Annotated in this window: 16 protein-coding genes; 12 read left to right on the top strand and 4 right to left on the bottom strand. The window is 59.2% G+C overall.

From position 1 onward, the window contains the following. Positions 1-847 precede the first annotated feature (847 nt). Entirely contained in the window at positions 848-1,618 is a 771-nt protein-coding gene (locus EGT36_RS18540; protein WP_004438614.1) for a response regulator transcription factor, read from the top strand. A 42-nt stretch (positions 1,619-1,660) separates the two neighbouring features. Here the strand turns inward: EGT36_RS18540 and EGT36_RS18535 are convergent, their stop codons facing one another. After that, positions 1,661-2,008: a hypothetical protein gene (locus EGT36_RS18535; RefSeq protein ID WP_004438615.1), complete on the bottom strand. Its 348-nt coding sequence runs from the start codon at positions 2,006-2,008 to the stop codon at positions 1,661-1,663. A gap of 392 nt (positions 2,009-2,400) precedes the next feature. Here EGT36_RS18535 and EGT36_RS18530 point away from each other — a divergent pair, with 392 nt between their 5' ends. From EGT36_RS18530 to EGT36_RS18510, 5 genes are read left to right on the top strand one after another with little or no spacing between them, the layout of a single operon-like run. Further along, positions 2,401-3,423 (top strand): UDP-glucuronic acid decarboxylase family protein, encoded by a 1,023-nt coding sequence (locus tag EGT36_RS18530; protein ID WP_125271419.1) that lies wholly within the window; start codon positions 2,401-2,403, stop codon positions 3,421-3,423. 1 nt (position 3,424) lies between these two features. Next, complete coding sequence (gene galE / locus EGT36_RS18525; protein WP_006698572.1) at positions 3,425-4,408, top strand: UDP-glucose 4-epimerase GalE; 984 nt, start codon at positions 3,425-3,427, stop codon at positions 4,406-4,408. Next, positions 4,405-6,336 carry a glycosyltransferase family 2 protein gene (locus EGT36_RS18520; RefSeq protein ID WP_125270814.1) on the top strand — a complete coding sequence of 644 codons (1,932 nt, stop codon included), beginning with the start codon at positions 4,405-4,407 and terminating at the stop codon, positions 6,334-6,336. The genes galE and EGT36_RS18520 overlap by 4 nt, the downstream gene beginning before the upstream one ends. 14 nt (positions 6,337-6,350) lie before the next feature. Beyond that, positions 6,351-6,854, top strand: coding sequence for a DUF995 domain-containing protein (locus EGT36_RS18515; protein ID WP_004438628.1), 504 nt, complete (start codon positions 6,351-6,353; stop codon positions 6,852-6,854). Positions 6,855-6,867: 13 nt separating this feature from the next. Further along, complete coding sequence (locus tag EGT36_RS18510) at positions 6,868-7,830, top strand: glycoside hydrolase family 26 protein (protein WP_004438632.1); 963 nt, start codon at positions 6,868-6,870, stop codon at positions 7,828-7,830. Between the two features lie 52 nt (positions 7,831-7,882). Here the strand turns inward: EGT36_RS18510 and EGT36_RS18505 are convergent, their stop codons facing one another. Further along, positions 7,883-9,064, bottom strand: coding sequence for an AGE family epimerase/isomerase (locus tag EGT36_RS18505; RefSeq protein ID WP_034498233.1), 1,182 nt, complete (start codon positions 9,062-9,064; stop codon positions 7,883-7,885). A 337-nt stretch (positions 9,065-9,401) separates the two neighbouring features. On the opposite strand from EGT36_RS18505, the gene bcsN reads away from it, so the two are divergent. The 5 genes from bcsN (at position 9,402) to EGT36_RS18480 (ending at position 18,504) form a co-directional block, all read left to right on the top strand. Next, the gene (gene bcsN, locus EGT36_RS18500; RefSeq protein ID WP_172965669.1) at positions 9,402-10,391 is read left to right on the top strand and encodes a cellulose biosynthesis protein BcsN; all 990 of its coding nucleotides are present in this window, start codon (positions 9,402-9,404) and stop codon (positions 10,389-10,391) included. 67 nt (positions 10,392-10,458) lie between these two features. Then, entirely contained in the window at positions 10,459-12,648 is a 2,190-nt protein-coding gene (gene bcsA, locus EGT36_RS18495; RefSeq protein WP_004438642.1) for a UDP-forming cellulose synthase catalytic subunit, read from the top strand. Next, entirely contained in the window at positions 12,645-15,134 is a 2,490-nt protein-coding gene (locus tag EGT36_RS18490) for a cellulose biosynthesis cyclic di-GMP-binding regulatory protein BcsB (RefSeq protein ID WP_125270813.1), read from the top strand. Before bcsA ends, EGT36_RS18490 begins: the two co-directional genes overlap by 4 nt. Further along, positions 15,131-16,186, top strand: a complete 1,056-nt coding sequence (locus tag EGT36_RS18485; RefSeq protein WP_125270812.1) for a family 8 glycosyl hydrolase — start codon at positions 15,131-15,133, stop codon at positions 16,184-16,186. The genes EGT36_RS18490 and EGT36_RS18485 overlap by 4 nt, the downstream gene beginning before the upstream one ends. Continuing rightward, on the top strand, positions 16,177-18,504 hold the full coding sequence (locus tag EGT36_RS18480; RefSeq protein ID WP_172965668.1) for a tetratricopeptide repeat protein: 2,328 nt from the start codon (positions 16,177-16,179) through the stop codon (positions 18,502-18,504). The genes EGT36_RS18485 and EGT36_RS18480 overlap by 10 nt, the downstream gene beginning before the upstream one ends. A 28-nt stretch (positions 18,505-18,532) precedes the next feature. Here the strand turns inward: EGT36_RS18480 and EGT36_RS18475 are convergent, their stop codons facing one another. Both EGT36_RS18475 and EGT36_RS18470 read right to left on the bottom strand, forming a co-directional pair. Next, positions 18,533-19,687, bottom strand: a complete 1,155-nt coding sequence (locus tag EGT36_RS18475; protein WP_125270811.1) for an amidohydrolase — start codon at positions 19,685-19,687, stop codon at positions 18,533-18,535. 57 nt (positions 19,688-19,744) lie between these two features. Next, complete coding sequence (locus EGT36_RS18470; protein WP_125270810.1) at positions 19,745-21,391, bottom strand: GNAT family N-acetyltransferase; 1,647 nt, start codon at positions 21,389-21,391, stop codon at positions 19,745-19,747. Between the two features lie 231 nt (positions 21,392-21,622). Between EGT36_RS18470 and EGT36_RS18465 the strand changes: the two genes are divergently transcribed. Next, entirely contained in the window at positions 21,623-22,357 is a 735-nt protein-coding gene (locus EGT36_RS18465; RefSeq protein ID WP_004438662.1) for an SDR family NAD(P)-dependent oxidoreductase, read from the top strand. The last annotated feature ends 18 nt before the right edge of the window (positions 22,358-22,375 follow it).

Genomic DNA, 22,375 nt, shown 5'->3' with positions numbered 1-22,375 from the left:
CGCGCTTGCTCCGGATAGCATGAAGATTGATGTTTTGCAGATGGACTCGGTTACTCATCATCTGCGGTTCGGTATTGGCCCGTGGACGGGCTCTTTTTGTTCAGCCCTTGTGCGCTACTCGATAAAAACGGCGCACAAATCCGTTCCTCGCTCCAGCAGGGGAGCGCGGTGGCTTCGTCTTTTCGCATGCATGTTTTCTTGAAAAGGGTCCGGCGCTCTCAAACACACGTCAAGGCCGGGAGTGTCTTTCCATCAGCCGCCGTTCAGCGACGGTCAGACTGTGCCGCAGAAAAATTGCGCTTCCTAGATATCAATTTGGGCTAAACCTATCGGCGTTCCACCCGGATATATACGTCGCCAGCGGTTGTCTTGGGCATCGTTCGCCGGTTCATTCTCGAAAAAACACCGCTTCGGCAGGGCAGAGCGGCTCTTTCATTAAACATGGTTTATTTCGGTGGAGAGATGCTCTCATCCCGAAAAGGCACAGGCTTTGGCATGTGCAGCAGGCGAGCTATGTTGAGAGATATCAACTGAAAGTTACATTTCGTCGGAACGCAAAACCAGCACGAAAGCATTTCCGATATATTTGTTTTTACGCCGGTTCCCGGATCACTGATTCTGATCCGGCTTAACCTATTTTGTATGTCAATTGTAAAAAATAACCCGTTTGGGCCATTTATTTACACAGCTTTTCGTATTAGCGTGTACGAATTAACGGGTGATTAATAATAGTTGACATGACATGAAGCGGAGAATCGCCCCCAAGTTTTAAGGGGTGGGTCGCCGGGCGGATGACAGACTGCGCAACCAAAAGAAAGTAATGCGTAAGCGCTTGAGGGAGGCGTCAATGTTCATGGGAACGTCAGATTATGCGGCAAAACAAAAAAACGCCGTTACACATATAAATGGAACTTTATTGATCGTAGCGGATCCGGACCTGTTTTCCGAGTGCCTCATGGAGGCGTTGGGCAAAAAGTTCCCTACATTCTCCGTGGTAAGCGTGACATCGTCGGCAACGATTGACGATGATTACGGCGCCGATGTCCGGCTCGTATTGCCCTATCGCCTGGCGGGCGAGCGGCTTCACAGCGTATTGTCGGCGATCCGTGAAAAACATCCTGAAGCGCCGATTGCGCTCGTCGTGGAAACGATCGACAAAATTGAAGAGCCTCTGAAGCGGCTGGTGGGAATGCGCATCATCGATGGTGTGCTGCCGCTCAATCTCCGGCTCGACGTCTTCATGGCGGCGGTCGACCTGCTCATGAAGGGTGGGGAGCATTTCCCGGCGGCCCTTCTCGGCAAGCTTACGCCCTATTCCGCCGCAGCCGGCGGTAAAAGCGTGCAGAACAGCGCTGTCATCGCCAACCGTGCCGACGCCCTTGCCGAGAGCAGGAGCGACATGGCGACGCTGACGACGCGGGAGGTGCAAATCCTCGACCTGTTATGCAAGGGTACGCAGAACAAGATCATTGCCGACCGGCTTCATCTCTCCGAGAACACGGTGAAGGTCCACGTTCGCAACATCTACAAGAAGATGAATGTTCGCAACCGCACGGAGGCGGCGTCGCGTTTCTTCAACAAGGATGAAGGCGCGACTTTCTCCGGCTGGAAGAACTGAGCGTCGAGCTGCCAGAGGCAGCCCGGACGTTATGCAGGAGGTTCAGGGCCTGAGGAAGCAGCGGGACTTTTGCCCAAATCCGCTCGGCGAGCAGATATAGGGAGAAGAGCCCGAGTAGGAAGGTCGCGATACTGTCGGAGTGTCCGAAGCATCTGCAACAAGCGTAACGGCTGCGTTGCCGGTTTTTTGATAGCCATAGGCCGCCTTCGCCGGCGTGACGCGGCTCTTGATCGTAGTCGGGCTGGCCGATGCGGTCGTGAGAACGGCGTCTTCGACGACGGAACATGAAGCGGTCGCGAAAGTGAAAGTCAAAAGTGCGCCGGCAACGAGCGCAAGACGACATTGACGGACTGTTTTGCCGCCACGGAAATAAGGCATTTCATTCATCATGTGTGTCCCCTGAAATCGACTGCCTGTCGCATCTCGCCGGGCGGTTTTGTTCCCGGTGGACCGAGCCTTACAAAACCAGGATAGCCCCGACTGGTTGAGCGAAGCTTGCGCTAATGCTCAATAAGAAAGGCATAATGGAGGCGTAGTTAAAAAGTATTAAATCAATGGGCTATTTTGAGTAATTTTGGGTGATCAATTGTAATATTTCGATAAATTGAAGTTGACCTGCTTTTGCCTGCGCTTATCATGAAAGTGGAAATTTATCGGATGTGAATATTAAAACCTCAGGAAGAAGAAAAAATAGAGGGATGATATTCAGATTGCGTCAAATGGAGAGTTTAATTCACTTAGTTGAATCGGCTGTGCTGATTCACCGTGGGGAGGTGTGTGTTATGCGTAATTTCGTTCCCAACGAACATGATAACGGCGTTACCATTTACTCAGATTGGAAACCCGGGCAACGGGTACTCGTTAATGGTGGCGCCGGTTTCCTGGGCTCCCATCTCTGCGAGCGGTTGCTGAGCAGCGGTCACGAGGTGATCTGTCTCGATGATCTTTCGACCGGCCGTACCGCGAATGTGGAGCATTTGCGGAACAATAAGCGGTTTCTGATGGTCGAGCACGATGTGCGCAAACCCTATGACATCGATGTTTCGCTGATCTTCAACTTTGCCTCTCCGGCTTCGCCGCCTGATTATCAGCGCGATCCCGTCGGTACCCTTCTCACCAATGTACTCGGCGCAGTCAATGTGCTGGAAGTCGCGCGCAGATGCGGTGCCACCGTGGTGCAGTCCTCGACCTCGGAAGTCTATGGCGATCCCCACGTCAATCCGCAACCGGAAACCTATTTCGGCAATGTAAATACAATCGGGCCGCGCGCCTGCTACGATGAAGGGAAACGCAGCGCGGAAACGCTGTTTTTCGATTATCACCGCACTTTCGGTGTCGATATCAAGGTCGGACGCATTTTCAACACTTACGGGCCGCGTATGCGCCCTGACGACGGCCGTGTGGTTTCGAACTTCATCGTCCAGGCGCTGAAGGGGGACGACATCACCATTTACGGTGATGGCAGCCAGACCCGTTCTTTCTGCTATGTCGATGACCTGATCGATGGCTTCCTGCGCTTCTCGGCCAAGCCGAAAGAATGCACCGGGCCGATCAATCTCGGTAATCCCGCAGAAATTCCGGTGCGGCAGCTGGCCGACATTGTTATCCGGATGACAGGTTCTCGCTCGCGCATCGTCCATCTGCCTGCCGCGATCGATGATCCGCAGCAGCGTCGTCCGGATATTTCGCGGGCAAACGAGCTGCTGAAATGGCAGCCGCGTGTACCGCTCGAAATCGGCCTTGAAAGAACGATCGTCTATTTCGATGCGTTGCTGGCGGGCCGGAAAGTGGCGGAGGCCGTATGAGATGCCCCGCACAATCCTCGTCACGGGCGGGGCCGGATTCATAGGCAGCCACATCTGCAAGGCGCTGGCGCAATCCGGCTTCAAGCCCATAGCTTATGACAATCTATCGACCGGTCACGCGGATTCGGTCCGCTGGGGTCCCTTTATCGAAGGCGACATTCTGGATCGTGGTCTCCTGAAAGCCACGCTCCAGGAATTCTCGCCAGCCTTCGTTATTCATTGTGCCGCCAACGCTTATGTCGGCGAGTCCGTCGAGGATCCACGCAAATACTACCGCAACAATGTCGGCGGCAGTCTTTCGCTGCTGGACGCCTGTCTTGACCAGAATATCGGCGGACTGGTGTTTTCGTCCAGTTGCGCCACCTATGGCGTGCCGCCGCAACTGCCCATCCGTGAGGAGACGGCACAGACGCCGGTCAATCCTTACGGCCGCACCAAGCTGATCTTCGAGATGGCGCTAGACGATTATGCCGCGGCCTATGGTCTGCGTTTCGTTGCACTGCGTTATTTCAATGCCGCCGGTGCGGACCCGGATGGCGAGCTTTGCGAACGTCATGAACCGGAGACGCATCTGATTCCCCGTGCGCTGATGGCCGCTGCTGCAAGACTGCCGCAACTCGATGTGTTCGGTGCCGATTACGATACCAGTGACGGTACCTGCATTCGCGATTATATCCATGTCAGTGACCTGGCCGATGCCCATGTCGCCGCCGTCAACTATCTTGCCGATGGCGGCGAGACGTTGCGTGTCAATCTCGGCTCCGGTCACGGCACATCGGTCGGTGACATCATTCGGGCAATCCATCGCGTGACGGGGCAGGAAGTCCCTGTTCATTTCGGCGCACGGCGCGCAGGAGACCCTCCGGCGCTGTTTGCCGATATAGAACGCGCAAGGCAGACGCTCGGCTTTGCGCCCAGACGCTCCGATATAGACACTATCATCCGCACGGCCGGTCCCGGTTTTGGACTGGAGGTGCTGTCATGACGATGCGCTCCACGCCCTCAGTCGCATCCCCCCGCGCCGCTGCAGGCGTGTTGCGGATGCTGCCGGTTTTCACAGGCTGGAACCGCCTTGCCTACCTGCTTGGCATCGGTGGCTGGCTGGTGACGCTCGCCTATTTCTGGATCTGGTGGCTCGATCGAGATCGCGTCATCGACTGGCCCTACTACTCCGTGGTCACGTTGGCGCTGGCGTGGATCACGCTTCTGCCATCCTATTTCATCTTCATATTTCTCAACGCGAGGGTTGTTGACCGGCGCTCGCCTCTGCCGCGGGGCAGGGTGGCGATGGTGGTCACCAAAGCGCCGTCGGAACCTTTCGCGGTAGTGGAAAAGACACTGCTGGCCATGCTGGAGCAGAAGGGTCTGGAGTTCGACGTCTGGCTTGCCGATGAAGCCCCGGATGCGGAAACGTTGAAATGGTGTGGCGCGCACGGCGTTTTCGTTTCCACCCGACAGGGCATTGCCGAGTATCACCGCAAGACCTGGCCGCGGCGCACGCGCTGCAAAGAGGGCAATCTCGCCTATTTTTACGACCGTTACGGTTACGAGCGTTATGATTTTGTCGCCCAGTTCGATGCGGACCACGTGCCGGAACCCGACTATCTGAGCGAGGTAATCCGTCCCTTTGCCGATCCGAGGATTGGATATGTGTCCGCCCCAAGCATTTGCGACGCCAATGCCAATGAAAGCTGGGCCGCACGCGGCAGGCTTTATGCCGAGGCAAGCCTGCATGGTGCGCTCCAGCTGGGATACAATAATGGCTGGGCGCCGCTTTGCATCGGCTCGCATTACGCCGTGCGCACGAAGGCTCTTAGGGAGGTGGGCGGCCTCGGGCCGGAGCTTGCCGAAGATCATTCCACCACTCTTTTGATGAATGCCGGCGGCTGGCGTGGCGTCCACGCCGTCAATGCTATCGCCCATGGCGACGGGCCGGTGACCTTTGCCGATCTTATCGTGCAGGAATTCCAGTGGTCGCGCAGCCTTATGACCATTCTGCTGCAGTATTCACGGCATTACGTGCCGAAGCTGCCCGCGCGACTGAAGTTCCAGTTCCTGTTTTCGCAACTCTGGTATCCGCTGTTCTCCGGCTTCATGGCTCTAATGTTCGTGCTTCCGGCCGTGGCGCTGGTGAGAGGCCATGTGCTGGTCAACGCATCCTATCCGGCGTTTCTGGCGCATTTCCTTCCGGTTTCGCTGATCATGATCGTGTTTGCTTTCTTCTGGCGGGCCACGGACGCGTTCCGTCCGCATGATGCGAAGCTTTTCAGCTGGGAGGCCATGGTGTTCCTGTTCCTGCGCTGGCCATGGTCGCTGATGGGTGTGCTGGCGGCCATACGTGACACGATCCGTGGCGATTTCGTCGATTTCCGCATCACGCCCAAGGGCACGCAGGCAAAACCGCCGCTGCCGCGGCGGGTAGTCGCACCATACATGGTCCTCGCGGCGCTCAGCCTTCTTGCCATGGTTCTGGCGCCGCGCCAAAACGGCGCGGAGGGGTTCTTTATCTTCGCTGCCATCAATGTGGCGATCTATGCGGGCCTGTCGGTGTTCCTGCTCATCCGCCATGCACTGGAAAACGGTTTGCCGAAGCTGCCGGCGCTGCGCGGCGGCGCAAGTGCTGCCGCCTGTTCCTTGCTGCTGGTGGCGGGAAGTGCTGCGGAACTTAGCTCCCATGCGATTGGTGGGCTGGAAGCTCTCTCGCATGGACAACCCTATGTCAGTTTTACCGAAACACGGTTCACGGTCGCAGGTGCGGGCGCGGAAGGTGCGAGGTCGGTGCGTCTGAAACTGCGCATTGCACTGCCTGGACTGCGCGGGCCGGAGGAAATGCAGGCAGAACCAATCGTTGCGCCGCCGCCGGCGGTGGCAACCGGAGAGATCATGCTGGCCGACAATAGGGTCGGACAATGAAGGAGGAGGCTGTGATGAAAACAACAATAAGCACATGCGGATTCTCCGCTTTCGTACTCTGTCTTGCGGTGGTCGCGCCAAGCGTCGTCCATGCTGCAGGCGGCACGAAGACGCCGAAGCCGCTCAGAACCAGCGAGGTCGTGGAGATGTATTTCGACAAGACCTGGAAATGGGATACGGGCGGCGGGCGCTTCATCGCCGACGGCCGTAAATTCATCGCTGCAACGGAAGAAAAAGGCAAGAAGTCCATCGGTGAAGGCCGCTGGACCGTCGATGCCAATGGCACATTGTGCATGCGCGCCACATGGAAAGCCGAGGCGGGAAGCGGCAAGGCCGATACCTGCTTCGACCATGGTCGCATCGGCAATGTGCTCTACCAGCGCAAACAGGGCGGGCAATGGTACGTGTTCCGGCACAACCCTCCACGCCCTGGCGATGAATTCCTCAAGCTCGTCCGCAAGGACGATGTCACGCCGCAGATCGCCGCCTACGACAAGGCGATGACGGCAACAAGGTAAGGAGTAAGGTGTCATGCAGATAACAAGACGAACACTTCTGTTCGCGAGTGGTGCCGCCGCAGCCTTTACCGCCGGAATGTATCCGGTGCTCAAGCTCGACGCGCAAGGGGTCGCCCCCATGACCTCGACGGGCATGAAGACACTTGCCGACAAAAGACCGACATTGCATGCGGACGGAATACGTTTCGGCGCATATGATCCGCACGGCGATTTCACCGGCCAGTCCGGGGTGGCGACGGAACACCTGTTCTTGCCCTGGGAAGACGTGGATCTCGATAGTCTCGCACTTGCGGATGCCTATGCCCTGGAGCGCAAGCGCAATGTGATGATCACGGTCGAACCCTGGTCGTGGGACGTCAACTGGCGCCTCTCTTCAGACGAGTTGCGCCGCAAGGTTCTGAGTGGCGATTACGATAAGAACATGCAGGCAATCGCCGCACGCATGTCGGCAATGAAGAGCCCGCTGATCCTGCGCTGGGGACAGGAAATGGAAGACACGACCGGCCGCTTCTCGTGGTCGGGCTGGAACCCGCGTGATTACATCACCGCCTACAAGCGCGTGGTGGATATGACGCGCAAGGCGGTTCCGGGTGTGAAAGTGATGTGGTCACCGAAAGGTCTGGATGGTTTGCGGGCCTATTATCCCGGTGACAATTACGCCGATCTGGTCGGTCTGTCGGTGTTCGGTCTCGAGGATTACGACAAGATCGAATATGGCGCGCCGAAGACCTTCACGGATCTGCTGCGCAAGGGCTACGGACTCGTCGAGACCTTCGACAAGCCAGTCTGGGTCGCCGAACTGGGTTATGAAGGCAGCGATTCCTATGTTCGTCCGTGGATGAACGACGTGACGCTGAAGCAGGCGGATTTTCCAAAGCTGGAAGAAGTCGTCTACTTCAATGACAAGGACGTTCATGCCTGGCCGCACAATCTCGGCAGACCTGACTGGCGCGTGGTGCGTCCGGCCAAGGTTTGACCGGTATCAAAACCGGCGAGCGGCGATGTCGCTCGCCGGTACGCGACGTTCCTCACCCTGCTGCCAGCACCGCCTCTGCCTCATAGATGGCGCAGACGATGTGGTAAAACGTGCTTGCCGGCGCCGGTTCGTCGAGCATCGGCCGGTCCGCCGGCCATTTGTCGAACCACAGGCCCTTGACCGGCGTGTCAAGGAAAGGCTGCAGCGCGCCGATGGCGCTCAGACCAGAGGCAAGGTAACGCTGCCGCTCCTCGCCATCAGTCACACTGGCAAGCCGCACCGCCGCCTTCAGCCATTCCGTCTGCGGCCATAGTCGCGCAAGCCCGTCACGCATCGAAAAATCGTCGTAAAGGCTCATTACCGCCACCTTCCGGCGCGGGCAGATGCCGTAGGCCTCGCCGATCTCGAACAGGCGTTTTGCCTTCCTGATCGCTTCTTCGTTTCCACGCAGGCTGCCCCAGCGCACCAGAAGCCAGGCCCATTCGAACTGGTGGCCCGGCTCCATGATCCGGCCCTTCTCCCCCTCGTAGGGCGTCCAGTCATGGGCGAAGAATTCGCGCAGGCCGCCATTGCCGTCATCGATGAAGCGGGAAAGTGCGAGGCCGGCAATCTCGTCCGCCAGCGCCGACCACGGGCCGTCACGATCCTGTTCTTCCCAGGCCAGCATCGCTTCGAAAAGATGCATATGCGGATTGGAGCAAAGCGGTGTGCGCGGCGGGTTCGCCTCCTCGAAGCCGGCGATGGGATGTCTGTAGTCGCGCTCGAGAATGGCAAGGATTTCGAGCGCGCGGCTGCGCATCTCATTCCTCCGCTCGGGAAGGATCGCAGCTGTCTGTGCTGCGGCGAAAAGCGCAAAAGCCTGGTTGTAGAGATCGAAGGAGGGGTCGATCAGTTTTCCGGTCTGGTCGGCCAGGTTGCCGTAAAGGCCGTTTTCAAGGCGATAGACCTTCTCGAACCAGGACAGCCCGTGCAACACTGCGTCTTTCCAGGGTCCGTGCCAGCCATGCTGGCCGGCGGCGGCATAACAATAAGCCTGGCGCGGCTGGACGCGGGCGCGGCGGTCATCGGAAAAAACCGGTTTCGCATCCTGACCGAGACGCTCGTAAAAGCCGCCATCCGGCCGGGCTGACCCCGCCTCCCACCACAATGGCAGGGCGTCCTCATCCAGCCATTTGCGTAATGTTCCGATCTCCTCGGCAAGTGTCTGCGCGATACTCGGAAATTGCACGGTCATGCGGTAACTCTCTGTTTTTACAGTTGAATAAATTGAGACCAATAAAAATACGTAACTATGGAGGCAAATAGACCATGTGGCATATTGCGCTGCAACCGCAAAAATTATCGATCTGACGCAAAGCCAACCCGCAGCGGCGTGATTGGTTCCACCTTTTTTCCCCTCGCCAACGGCAGCGAAAAAGCGATTCGCAGGCCATAAACTATCAGAAATTACAACGGAAATTTGCGATTGCTTATTCGCAGTCCTCACGTATTTCGTAACAATGGTCTGGTCATTGGTGATTCGGTTTCCTTTCAATCTGGGCGGCGTCGGGGAAAAAAAGGGGCGAAGGGCAGTGAAATTTTCTGCCTATACTTCATTGCTGTTTTCCATTGCGGTTCTTTCTGGCTGCAATACTCCCGCGGGCGTTCGGTCGTTCGGCGGGACGCAGCTTCTGTCCCCCTCCGAAGCGCTGATTTTTCCGCCGCCTAGCGGTCCCGAAATCGTTACCGTCGTCAGCCGCACTTATTCCAACGCCGTGGCGCAGCAGGTCATATTGCGTTCCGAGGCTGCTACGCCGGGACAGAATTATCTCAAGGCGGAGTTCTTCGGTCCGCAGCAGGCGGGTGATACAGATCTCGATTCCCTGGCGTTCACCGGTTTCAGGGCTTCCTCCCTTGCACGGGAAATCCGTGCGGAATTTCCCGGTGAAACCATCGCCATGTCGGCAAATTACCTGCAGAACAGTTACGGCGCGTTTTCCTATGCCGCTGGCAAGGGACGTGGTGAGGATACCTGCCTTTATGGTTGGCAGGATATACGTTCCCCCGAAAGCATGCGGCAGGATTTCCGCAATCTGGGGCGCATCAAGGTGCGGCTACGCCTCTGTCAATCCGGCGCAAGCATCGAGCGGCTTCTGGCGGTGATGTATAATTATACCATCACCGGGACTTATGCCTCGCCAAGCTGGAACCCCTATGGCACGCCGCAGGCGGTGGACAAAAATCTCGGCCGTCCCGGCAATCCGGTCTATCCGATAAAGTCGGAAGAGGTGCCGATGCGACCCGGCGGCGAGGTGACCGCCAGCGTGCCGGTCCGGCCGGTTCGTCGTACGGCGGCCACTGCCCCGGTCCAGCCGGAACAACAGCCGCTGCCGCCCGTTGCAGCAGTTAACATTCCTTCGCCGGTATCGGCGGGTACGTCGGGTCAGCCTGCGGTGACGGCCCCGCGCGCCGCCGGCGGTGGGGCAGTCACAGGCCAACAGCAATCATCGCGCGTACCTGAGGTGTCCATTCCCTCGCCATCGTGCCTTTCCGGTTCGGGGGCGGGCCAGGGATGCAGATGATGGCGGGGACGAGAGCGGAGATTCCGGGCCGAAATTCCGGATGGGGACGAGAACGGAAAGTTTCTGGATGAACAAGGCCATCACAATCATTGTCTGGTTGCTTGTGTCGCTTTGCGTTCTGGCCATCATCACGATGCCGGTCAGCTTGCAGACCCACCTGGTCGCAACGGCAATCTCGCTTATTCTCCTCGCAACGATCAAGGGCTTCAACGGGCAGGGGGTCTGGCGGCTGGTGGCGCTCGGTTTCGGTACGGCCATCGTGCTTCGTTACGTCTACTGGCGCACGACAAGCACGTTGCCGCCCGTCAATCAGCTTGAGAACTTCATTCCCGGTTTTCTGCTCTATCTGGCGGAAATGTATAGCGTGGTGATGCTGGCGCTCAGCCTTGTCATCGTGTCCATGCCGCTGCCGTCTCGCAAGACCAGGCCCGGCTCGCCCACATACCGTCCGACAGTGGATGTCTTCGTGCCCAGTTACAACGAGGATGCGGAGCTTCTGGCCAATACGCTGGCGGCGGCCAAGAACATGGATTATCCGGCAGACCGCTTCACGGTCTGGCTGCTGGACGACGGGGGCTCGGTGCAGAAGCGCAATGCCGCCAATATTGTCGAAGCGCAGGCCGCGCAGCGCCGCCATGAAGAGCTGAAGAAGCTCTGCGAAGACCTCGACGTGCGTTATCTGACGCGCGAGCGCAATGTCCACGCCAAGGCCGGAAATCTCAATAACGGCCTTGCCCATTCGACTGGCGAACTCGTCACGGTCTTCGACGCCGACCACGCGCCCGCGCGCGACTTCCTGCTGGAAACCGTTGGTTATTTCGAAGAAGACCCGCGGCTGTTCCTAGTGCAGACGCCGCATTTCTTCGTCAATCCCGATCCGATCGAGCGCAATCTACGAACCTTCGAGACGATGCCGAGCGAAAATGAGATGTTTTACGGCATCATCCAGCGCGGTCTCGACAAGTGGAACGGCGCCTTCTTCTGCGGTTCCGCCGCCGTGCTGCGGCGCGAGGCCCTGCAGGATACCGAAGGTTTCAGCGGTGTCAGCATCACGGAAGATTGTGAAACGGCCCTCGCACTGCATTCCCGCGGCTGGAACAGCATCTATGTGGACAAGCCCCTGATTGCCGGGCTGCAGCCGGCCACTTTCGCAAGCTTCATCGGTCAGCGCAGCCGCTGGGCGCAGGGCATGATGCAGATCCTGATTTTCCGTCAGCCCCTGTTCAAGCGTGGCCTCACATTCACGCAGCGCCTCTGCTACATGTCCTCGACGCTGTTCTGGCTATTTCCGTTTCCGCGCACGATCTTCCTGTTTGCGCCGCTGTTCTATCTTTTCTTCGACCTGCAGATATTTGTGGCCTCGGGCGGCGAGTTTCTGGCCTATACGGCCGCCTACATGCTCGTGAACCTCATGATGCAGAACTATCTCTACGGCAGTTTCCGCTGGCCGTGGATATCGGAACTCTACGAATATGTGCAGACGGTTCACCTCCTGCCCGCCGTCGTTTCAGTGATCTTCAATCCGGGCAAGCCAACCTTCAAGGTCACGGCGAAGGATGAATCCATCGCTGAGGCGCGGCTCTCGGAAATCAGCCGGCCGTTCTTCGTGATTTTCGGATTGCTGGTGGTGGCGATGATCTTTGCCGTCTGGCGTATCTACAGCGAGCCCTACAAGGCGGATGTCACGCTCGTGGTCGGCGGCTGGAACCTGCTGAACCTCATCTTCGCCGGTTGCGCGCTGGGGGTCGTTTCTGAACGCGGCGACAAGTCCGCCTCGCGGCGCATCACCGTGAAGCGGCGCTGCGAGGTCAAGCTTGAGGGCAGCGACACCTGGGTGCCGGCCTCCATCGACAATGTTTCCGTCCACGGTCTGCTCATCAATCTATTCGATAACGCAACCACGGTCGAAAAAGGCGAGACTGCGATCGTCAGGGTCAAACCCCACAGCGAGGGCGTGCCGGAAACGATGCCTCTCAATATTGTGCGGACGGTGCGAGGCGAGGGGTTCATTTCGATCGGCTGCACCTTCTCCCCACAGCGGGCCGTCGATCACCGCCTTATCGCCGACCTGATTTTTGCCAATTCCGAGCAATGGAGCGAGTTTCAGCGTGTGCGACGCAGGAACCCCGGCCTCATTCGCGGTACGGCGACCTTCCTGGCAATATCGCTCTTCCAGACGCAGCGTGGTCTCTTTTATCTGGCGCGCGCGCTGCGGCCGGGTTCCAAGGCCGTCAAACCTGCTGGAGCCGTAAAATGACCGGGCGCGGACCTATCAGGCAGTCGCTGACAGTGATGATCTGGGGTGTAGTCGCGACGAGCGCCATTGCGCAGTCATCCCCCTTCGACATGTCCCCGGAAAGGCCGGCCCAGACCGCGCCAAAGCCCGCGGAGCCGCCCGCCATTTCTCCGGTGGAACCGCGTCGTGAGCAGGAGGTCCGGACGCCAGCGCAGCCACCTGTTCCGCCACCCTTCACGGCTCAGCCTGCGCCTTCCCCCGACGTGACGGCCCAACCGCCGCCGGTTCCACCGGTGACCGTGCCCGCGCGCCGGGAAAGCATCTCACCCGGTTCCATGCGCGCCTCGTCTTCTTCAGCGGATGGCCGTCGCCGCTATATCCTTCCCTATGAAAAGCTCAGCCTTTCGGGGGAAATGGACCGGCGGCAATGGAGTATCTATCTGACGCCAGAGCAGGTGAATGCAGCCGTATCGCTGAATGTCGGTTATCAGAACGCGATCGTTGTTGCTCCGGAAAGCTCGAACTTTCAGGTCAGCGTGAACAATGTCGGGCTTGGTGCAGCGCGTATCGAGGCGCCGGACAGTCAGGGGAATATTTCCCTTAAAATTCCGCCCGGTGTCCTTCAGGTCGGCGCGAATGTCGTGTCGCTCGGGGTGCAGCAGCGCCACAGAACAGATTGCACGATCCAGTCCACTTACGATCTATGGACCGATGTCGATCCGGCAAATACCTTCATAGGCTTTAACGCCGATGTTGCGGGCAGTTTCGCCAACATCGACGACATCCAGGCGACCGGACCGGATGGCAAGGCGACGACGTCGATCGAAATCGTGGCACCGGCGCTCGGCAATCCGGCATTTGCGGATTCTCTCCTGCGTCTTTCGCAGGCGCTGGCGCTCAGAACCCAGATGCCGAACCAGACGGTCCGTTTTGTGACGGCCCCTCCCGTCGAACGGAAAGCGGGAACGCTTTCGGTCCTCGTAGGCACCGCTCGAGAAATCGCCGGCATGGCCGGAACTTTGCCACCTGAAGCATCAGCGGGCGCTTTCGCAGGCTTCGGCAGCGCCGTCGCGGGCGGAGCGTCGCCGCTTCTCGTCACCGGTCCGACCCCCCAGGCGGTGCAAGCGGCGATAGAGACGCTGTTTTCCTCGATCTCGCGAACACCGGGCGCTCAGCGAGCCACTTTTTCGACGCGCAGCTGGCACGCACCCGATGTGCCACTGATCATGTCGGACCGTCGGATCGCGCTTTCGGAACTCGGTATCGAAAGCAGCGAGTTCAGCGGCCGGCGTTTCCGCAATGAATTTTACATCGGCATGCCCGCCGATTTTTATGCGTCGGCCTATGGCGAAGCGTCGCTTCTCCTGGATGCAGCCTATTCCTCGCAGGTGCTGCCCGGCAGCCATGTCGACATCTATGTCAATGACCAGATCGCCTCCACCGTGCCTATCTCCAATAATGGCGGGGGTATTTTCAGACATCTGCCGATCAATGTGACAATGCGGCACTTCAAGCCGGGTCCGAACAAGGTGACCATTGAAGCGGTGTTGATGACGGCGCAGGATCAGGCCTGCGCACCGGGTGCGCCAGCGAGCGCAACGCCCCGTTTTGCATTGTTCGACACATCGGAAATTCATATTCCGGACTATGCGCAGATTGGTCGCAAACCCGATCTCGCTGCTATGGCTGGCGCCGGGCAGCCCTACCGCACTGGGACTACTCCCGTCGCCCTGTCTCTTGATCGTTTTGACACGGACACGATGTCCGCGGCGGCTACGCTCATCAGCCGGCTGGCGAGCGTGGCGGGGCATCCGATCGACATTGAGACCGTCGCGTCGCCACTGGTAATCGGCGACCGGGACGCGTTGTTCGTTGGTACGATCTCACAATTTCCGCAGGCTTTGATCAGCCAGTTCAATCTCGTTCCCTCCAGCCAGATCTCCTGGAAAGTGGGAGCCGGTGTTCAGCAGCCTGCCCAAAACAGTGAAAACCTCTTTAATGACTGGCGTGAACGGGTCGACGGCGGCATCTGGGAAGGACAGGTTTCGTCCTTTGAGGAATGGATGAAGCGCAACTTCGACCTGAGTTCGGATACATTGCGCTTCCTGCCTGCAGCCGAGCAGCCCTATGCGCCGCCTGCCAATGTTTCCTTCATGCTGGCCCAGGGACTGAGCCCCTCAGGTGAAGGGGTTTGGACGCTCGCAACCGCGCCAAGTTCAGGAGAGCTTTTGGGGGGCATGGCGGCGATGACGCGTGAAAACCGGTGGGGTGGCGTCACGGGGCGTGTCGCCGCTTACGACGCAGGTGCTGAAAAAATCGAGACTGTCGAAGTGGAACGGCCATATCTTTATAGCACGCGGCCATTTTCCTTCTCGAACTTCAGGCTGATTGCGGCCAACTGGCTGTCTTCTAACGTTCTCTCCTATTCATTGGCCTTCATTGGGTTCGTGTCGCTCCTCGGTCTCGCGACATTTGCCATGCTGCGCATGATGGGGCGACATCGATGAAGAGCGGAATTTCGAAACTGGCCGGTGTTGTCGTCCTTTCCATCATGACGTTGCTGACAGCCGTTTCAGCGGGCCGCACCGCGTCGATCCCGCCGGAGGCATGGTCGGCCTATAAGAGTGCGTTTCTCGATCCCGGTGGCCGCATCATCGATACGGGCAACGGCAATATCAGCCACAGCGAGGGTCAGGGTTATGGCATGTGGCTTGCCGTGTTGTCCGACAGCCTCGCCGATTTCGAGCTGATCTGGAGTTTCACACGCACCGAACTGCTGGTGCGGGATGACGGACTATCCGCCTGGAAATGGGATCCGCGCACACGTCCGCATGTGACCGATATCAACAACGCTACGGATGGCGATATCCTGATCGCCTATGCGCTGGCGCTGGCTGCCGGGCAATGGAATCGGCAGGATTACGCCGAGGCATCCACAGCCATGGCATCCGCCATCCTCAAAAAAAACGTGGTTGAGCGCGCAGGGCGTACGTTGCTCCTGCCGGCTGCAACCGGTTTTGGCGAGGGAGACCGAGATGACGGTCCGGTGGTTAATCCGTCGTATCTGATATTCGAGGCCTTCCCGGTTCTCAATCTCGTCGCGCCGTCGCCGCTCTGGAAAGCGGTAGCCGATGACGGGGTGACGCAGATTGGTGCCTTTGCCTTTGGCGAGAGGAAACTACCGGCCGACTGGGTATCAGTGCGGACGCGAGCCCAGCCGGCATCGGGTTTCCCGCCGGAGTTCGGTTACAATGCGGTGCGCATTCCGCTTTATCTCTCTCGGGCGAATATGGGCTCGCCCGAGCTGCTCAACCGGCTGAAGAACGGCATGACGCTGGAAAGCGGTGCGGCCGGCACTTTCGATCTGAAGAGCGGAGCGGTCAAGGATGTGCTGTCGGATCCAGGCTATCGCATCATTCCGGCACTTGCGGCCTGTGTCGCAGGCGGGGCCGCCGTTCCGGAAGAACTGAAGAGCTTTCAGCCAACACTTTATTATCCTTCCACATTGCATCTTCTGGCATTGTCGTTTCTGGCAAGAAATAACGGGGAATGCCGATGAACAAGCCTCTATCGACTTCGGCCCTCATCCTGCTTCTAGTCGCGCTTGCCGCCTTCCACTGGCGTGACAGCATTCTCGGTCGCGTGTCGGACGTCCACACCTCCGCGGTGGGGGACAATCGCGCCGCGCAGCGGATATCTCCTGCGGCAAATCCGGCGCAAATCAACGCTTTCGTCAAGAATCGCGAGATGGCGCAGTTAGCGCAGTCCTCGACTCCGCCGGTAACGGTGCCGGCAACCGAGCCGCGACCGTTGCCACAGACCGGCGCCCAGACAATGCAAACACAGACGGCGCAGGCGCCTGCCGCGCGCGTGGCGGAGGCGGCGTCGGGTGATATGCCGGAAGTCGATCTCAGTGCATTGCGCTATTTCGCCGCGAGAGGCGATACGCAACGCCTTCAGGCCGAAATCGCGCGACTTCGCACGCTTTATCCAAACTGGACGCCACCGGCTGATCCGCTTGCTGTTCCGGAAAATGGCGATGCGAAGCTCGATGCCATGTGGCAGCTTTATACCGACGGCCGTTATGCCGAGGTCAGGAAAGCGATTGCCGACCGCCAGCAGACAGAGCCTGGCTGGCAGCCGCCGGACAACCTGACCGGCATGCTGTCTCTGGCCGAGGCGCGTCAGCGCCTCATCAACGCGTCTGACCTTAAGCAATATGCGACGGTGGTGGATACGGCCGCCAATAATTCCGGTCTGCTGACCTGCAGCGAGGTCGACGTTCTGTGGCGGGTTGCCGATGCCTTTGCCAATACGGACAGGATGGCACGGGCGCGCGACGCCTATCTCTACATTCTCAACAATTGCACTGTCGCAAGTGATAGGCTCGCCACCGTGCAAAAGGCATCCGCGCTGCTGCCGGCGGAAATGATGGGTGAGCTTCTGGCCAAGGAAAAGCCCGGCGCCGATGGACAGCTGGAATTCGAGCCGGTCAAGAACGATCTCGCGCGCCAGTTCGTGGCGAAGGCAGGAGAGAAAGAGGGGATCACCGTCCCTTCTGCCTATCTGATGCGGCTTGAACGGCTTGCCGAAACGGAAAAGCGCGCAAGCGACGCGCTGCTGCTCGGCTGGTACAATATTCGCCAGAAAAATATGGCGGAGGCCGAAAAGTGGTTCCGCAAGGCGCGAGAGGAAGAGGACAGCGCGTCGGCCTCGCAAGGGCTGGCGCTGGCGCTGATCGACCGCAACGAGCCGCGTGAAGCCGAGGACGTCATGTACAAATGGCGCGCGACATCCGACGATGCGCTCGCAACCTATCTTGCCGCAACCGCCAATCTTCTCGCGCTGGAGCCGCCCGTGGTGCTGCCGCCGGATGTACTGCAGCGCATTGCAGCGGAAACCGTTGCGCGCAAGGACGCGGCGACGGCACAACAGTTCGGCTGGTATTCGCTTGCGTTCCGTCAGAGCCAGCTCGCCTTGCAATGGTTCAGCACTGCGCTTGGCTGGAAAGCGGATGATGAGCCGTCTGCCTATGGCGTGGCACTGAGCTATCACGACCTGCGCAACCTCGCTGGCCTGCGGGGCATTCAGCAGCAATGGGCGGGTCGCTCGCAGCGTATTGCCGATGTGGGTACCGCACGCATGGTAGACCAGTCCAGCCAGCCGGCAGTGGCGGTAACCGCGCCGCCTCTCGCCACCGCCCCGCAGCAGACAGCGCCCGTGCCTCAGACGGCGCAGGGAGGGACGGTGACCTATGTTCAACCCGTCGTCCAGGCGCCTGAACCGTCACGCAAGCAGGCGAGACTGTCTTCGCCAGCGCAAAGAGCAAACAACACGGCTTCGCGTCCACGCTCTTGTGCCGCCTATCCTGATCCGCAGCGATTGACGCCGCAGCAGGCGCTCGATCTCGGCTGGTGCCTGATGGAGACGAATAGACCGGCCGAGGCGCTGAAAGCTTTTGAAGCCGCCATTGCCGGCGGCCAGTCGAGTGTCAAAAGCGATGCGGCCTATGGTCAGAGCCTCGCCTATCTGCGCATGGGGCTGACGGATCATGCTGCGGTCTCGGCGACGAAATCGCGCATGGATCGTCCGCGAGCCACGGAGCTGCAGGTTTCGATCCTTGCCGATCGCGCGGTTTCCGCCTTCCAGTCGAAACGTTACGCCGAAACGCTTCTGCTCCTCGACCAACGGGCCCGGCTGGCTGACGAGCGTGCTGATCTGATGGTGCTGCGCGGTTACTCCTATCTCGCCATGCGCCGTTATGGGGAAGCCGCCCAGATATTCGAAAGCCTCGCCTCCATCGGCAATCGCGATGGCATCAGGGGGCTCGCGGCAGTGCGCGCCGCCCGGCCGAGCAACGGTCCGCAAGGCGGTTGACAGCGGCCGGCGTGCAGCCAGCCACGGTTTATTTCCCGTCAGTGAGATTACGAATGAGGCGCATGAAGATGCGCGCACCGATACCGACCAGTGCGTCCGGAAAGTCGTAATCGGGGTCGTGCAGATTGGGATAGTCACGGCCTGCGCCGAGAAAGAACATCGCCGACGACGAGACGCCACGGAAACGGCCGAAATCCTCGGAAGCGCGCATGGGCAGACCTTCAGAACCGTGGGAGATTTTCTCGTCGTCCAGCGCCTGCCGGATATGATCGACGGCGTCCGGGGCGTTTTCGCAATGCAGGAAAATATCGTCATAGGTGATATTGAGCGCCAGCCACTCTTCGTCTGCCACCCTTTTTGCGAGCGTCTCCGCGGCGTTGCACAGGTTTTCCATCCGGTCGTCGGTCAGCGTTCTGAGTGTCGCCCAGATTTCCGCGTCAGCCGGGGAAATGCCGAAGGCCGCTTCCCCCATGATCGCGTGGGTGATCGTCACCATCGAAAAATCCGGTGCCGGCGGAAAACCGGAACCGAGATCGCTCAGGGACGGCATCAGCCTGGCAATCGCCCGCATGGGCGAAATGCCGTGTTCCGGTGAGGAGGCATGTGCCGTCTTGCCCGCTAACGTGATTTTGATGCCGCGCGATGCGCAATTGACCGGCCCTTCCACCACGCTGACATGGCCGAAGGGCAGGCCGGGGAGGTTGTGAAGTGAAAATGAATAGTCCGGTTTTATCTCCGCAAAGCGTGGATCGGCAATAACGGCGGCTGCGCCCGCACCGGTTTCCTCCGCCGGCTGAAAGAGAAGAATGACCCGTCCTGTCTCCGGCCGCTGGCGGGCAAGGCCAAGCGCCAGTGCCGTCAGAATGGTGGAGTGGCCGTCGTGACCGCACAGATGGCCTTTTCCATCGACGCTCGAACGATATTCAACTTCACCCTTTTCGTGGATAGGCAGCGCGTCGATTTCCGAGCGGATCAGAACCGAGGGGCCGCTTCTTCCGCTGTCATAGACGGCCGCCACGCCATGGCCGCCGAGGCCGGCAAGAAGCCGGTCAGGTGGTGCCTGCTCAAGAAAGGCACGGACGCGGCGGGCGGTTTCTTTCTCCTCTCCGGAAATTTCCGGATGGCGATGCAAATCGTGGCGAAGCTCGATGAGATCGAGCATGTCCTTATTTGTCAGAAACATCAAAATTCCCTGCAGGTCGGTCGGCTTTTTGCTGCCGCAACTTACAGATCATTGTCTTCAATGCAAAACCTTTGGCGGGTGCCAGCGCTTGCCCGCCGTTTTCGGTTTGACGGTGAGCGGGATGACATCGGCAGGGAGTGGGATCTTTGTTTTCGTCAGCTCCAGCCGCGCAAGCGCGGCCCGCGCCTTCTCCGCATATTCGAGATGTTGGGCCTCGTCCGAATGATAATGCTGCAATCTTTCAAGGATTTCGGCGCCTTCCATCTTTCTTTCGGCGGCGATGAGAGCAACGGCGCATTTGTAGAGCGCTTCGCGGTGGAACGGCGCGCGATTGGTGACCTGGCGGAAGGCCTCGGATGCCTCGTGATAATGCTGCTGCGCCAGCCGTGCCTCACCGATGCGAAGCCAAAGCAGAACCGGGTCCTGGCCGCTGGCGAGAAGCGCCAGGAAGGCGATCTCCGCCTCCCGGAACTCGCCCCGATCAAGAGACAGGTTGGCCAGCCCGAATTGGGCGCCGGAATGACCAGGCGCTGCGGCAAGCACCTGGCTGAAGGCGATGCTTGCGGCAGCCTTCCTGCCCGCCTTGTAAAATTTGAGTCCCTGTTCGTAGACAAATCGGATACTGCGCGGGTGAAGCGTGCCGCCCAGATTATCACCCGAGCGGGTGCGAAACAGCGTGCAGCTCAGCTTCTGCTCCTCCGGCCCGAAAAAATATTTATAGGGCTCGTTGCCACGCAGGAAGTCGTAGGTCTTGAAACCGTGCTCGATTGCCCTCCGGATGCAATGCCCGTGCAGCACGAGGCCGGGGGAAGGCGTCTTCCAGTTCTCGTCGCGGCCGGTGATGTAGAACATTACAGATTTTTTCCGGCGATCGATGATGTTGGCGAGTGCGCCAAGCGGCTGGTCGCCGAACCACAGCACAGGTACCTCTAGATCACCGCGAATATGGACATCCATCAGCATCTGGCGGGTCGCGCCGATCAGGAGCTCGGTGCGTTCCTTGCCCTTATGTGGCGCCCAGCGGATGCGCCAGAAATCGAAGAGGATGTCCATGTCCCGCTTGATGGTGTCTTTCGTCGCGAAGCTGATGCGATATTCGTCCCCGCCCTCGACCTTTCTCATGAAACGCCTGAGCTTTTGCCGGGTCTGGCTGCTCATGTGGCTTTCAAGATACCCCTCAAACGTGTCCGGCAGGGTCACGACCGGGCAGATGCAATTGTTGATGTTGTAGGGGTTGGTCGGCATATTGTCGCGGAACATGACGAGCGGGCCCTGAAGCGCCCTGATCATGGCATCGCGCCGTTCCGGCGGGCCTGAAAGATAATCGAGTTTCAGCTCGGTCCAGTTCTGTTGTCTTATATAGGCGCAGAAACCGGCGACTGCGTGATCTTCATAGTCCGGCAGGGTGATGAAACCAGTATAATCCGCGGCAGCATTGCCGGCCATGACGATGCTGTCGTGAAAGCGGCCGGTTTTCTTATCCGGTTCGGTGACGATGCGCAGCGGAAAAAACGCCACATAGGGCGAGCCTTCCGAACGTTCCCTCAGAGCCAGAACGAACCAGCGCCTGCGGCGCGGCATGTAATCGCGCAGCCAGCCCCAGGAGAGAAAATGCCGGGCATGGGGATCGGCCATGAACACCGATTCCCAGTTTTCCCGAACCGCCTCGAAGCCGGCGTCGGTGTCAATGATGTCGATGCGCATGTGTCCCCCTCCCAATACAGATCACACATTCGGGAGGTTTCATTTTATGGGCAAATGATCCGCTTCAAATATTCCCTTCGGGTGAAACCCCTGCATCAAATGGGATTAGCCCGCGAGCGGCCTTGCTTCGCCCACCGCGACAAAAAAGCCCTTGTCACCCGGCCGAAGCGCTCTAACATGCGTGTTGAATGCGAGGCCGGCTCAACGATCCGCATGGCACAGGAGTTCTCTATGGCTGTTCCTTACATGCTTCTGACCGGTGCCAGCCGGGGAATTGGGCATGCCACCGTCAAGCTGTTTCAGGAAAAGGGCTGGAGGATCCTGACCGTTTCGCGGCAACCCTTTTCCGAGGAATGCCGCTGGCCCTCCGCACGCGAGAGCCATATCCAGGCCGATCTGGAAGACCTGTCGCGCGTAGAAGACCTGGCAGATGAGGTGCGTTCACGCCTCCCGGAAGGAAAGCTTGCGGCACTTGTCAACAATGCCGGAATTTCGCCTAAGGGCGAAGGCGGAAGCCGCCTTGGTGTGATGGATACGACGGCGGATATCTGGACGCGGGTGCTCAATGTCAATCTCGTCTCGACAGCGCTGCTCGCCCGCGCGCTCCTGCCGGAGCTGGAGGCGGCGAAAGGCTCGATCGTCAATGTCACCTCCATCGTCGGTTCGCGGGTTCACCCCTTCGCCGGTGTTGCTTATGCCACGTCGAAGGCGGCACTAGCCGCACTGACGCGCGAACTGGCGCATGAATTCGGTCCGCGGGGCGTTCGCGCCAACGCGATTGCGCCGGGGGAAATCAATACTGCCATTCTGTCTCCGGGTACGGCCGAGCTGGTGGATGCCCAGGTTCCGCTCGGGCGGCTCGGCACCACGGCGGAGGTGGCGCAGACAATCCTTTTTCTCTGCTCGGAACAGTCCAGCTACATCAACGGCGCGGAAATCCACATCAATGGCGGACAGCACGTCTGACGCCTCAGTCAATCAACC

The organism is Agrobacterium sp. FDAARGOS_525 (assembly GCF_003938925.1).
Classification (GTDB): Bacteria; Pseudomonadota; Alphaproteobacteria; order Rhizobiales; family Rhizobiaceae; genus Agrobacterium; species Agrobacterium pusense.
This window is presented reverse-complemented; position numbering and strand designations above follow the sequence as displayed.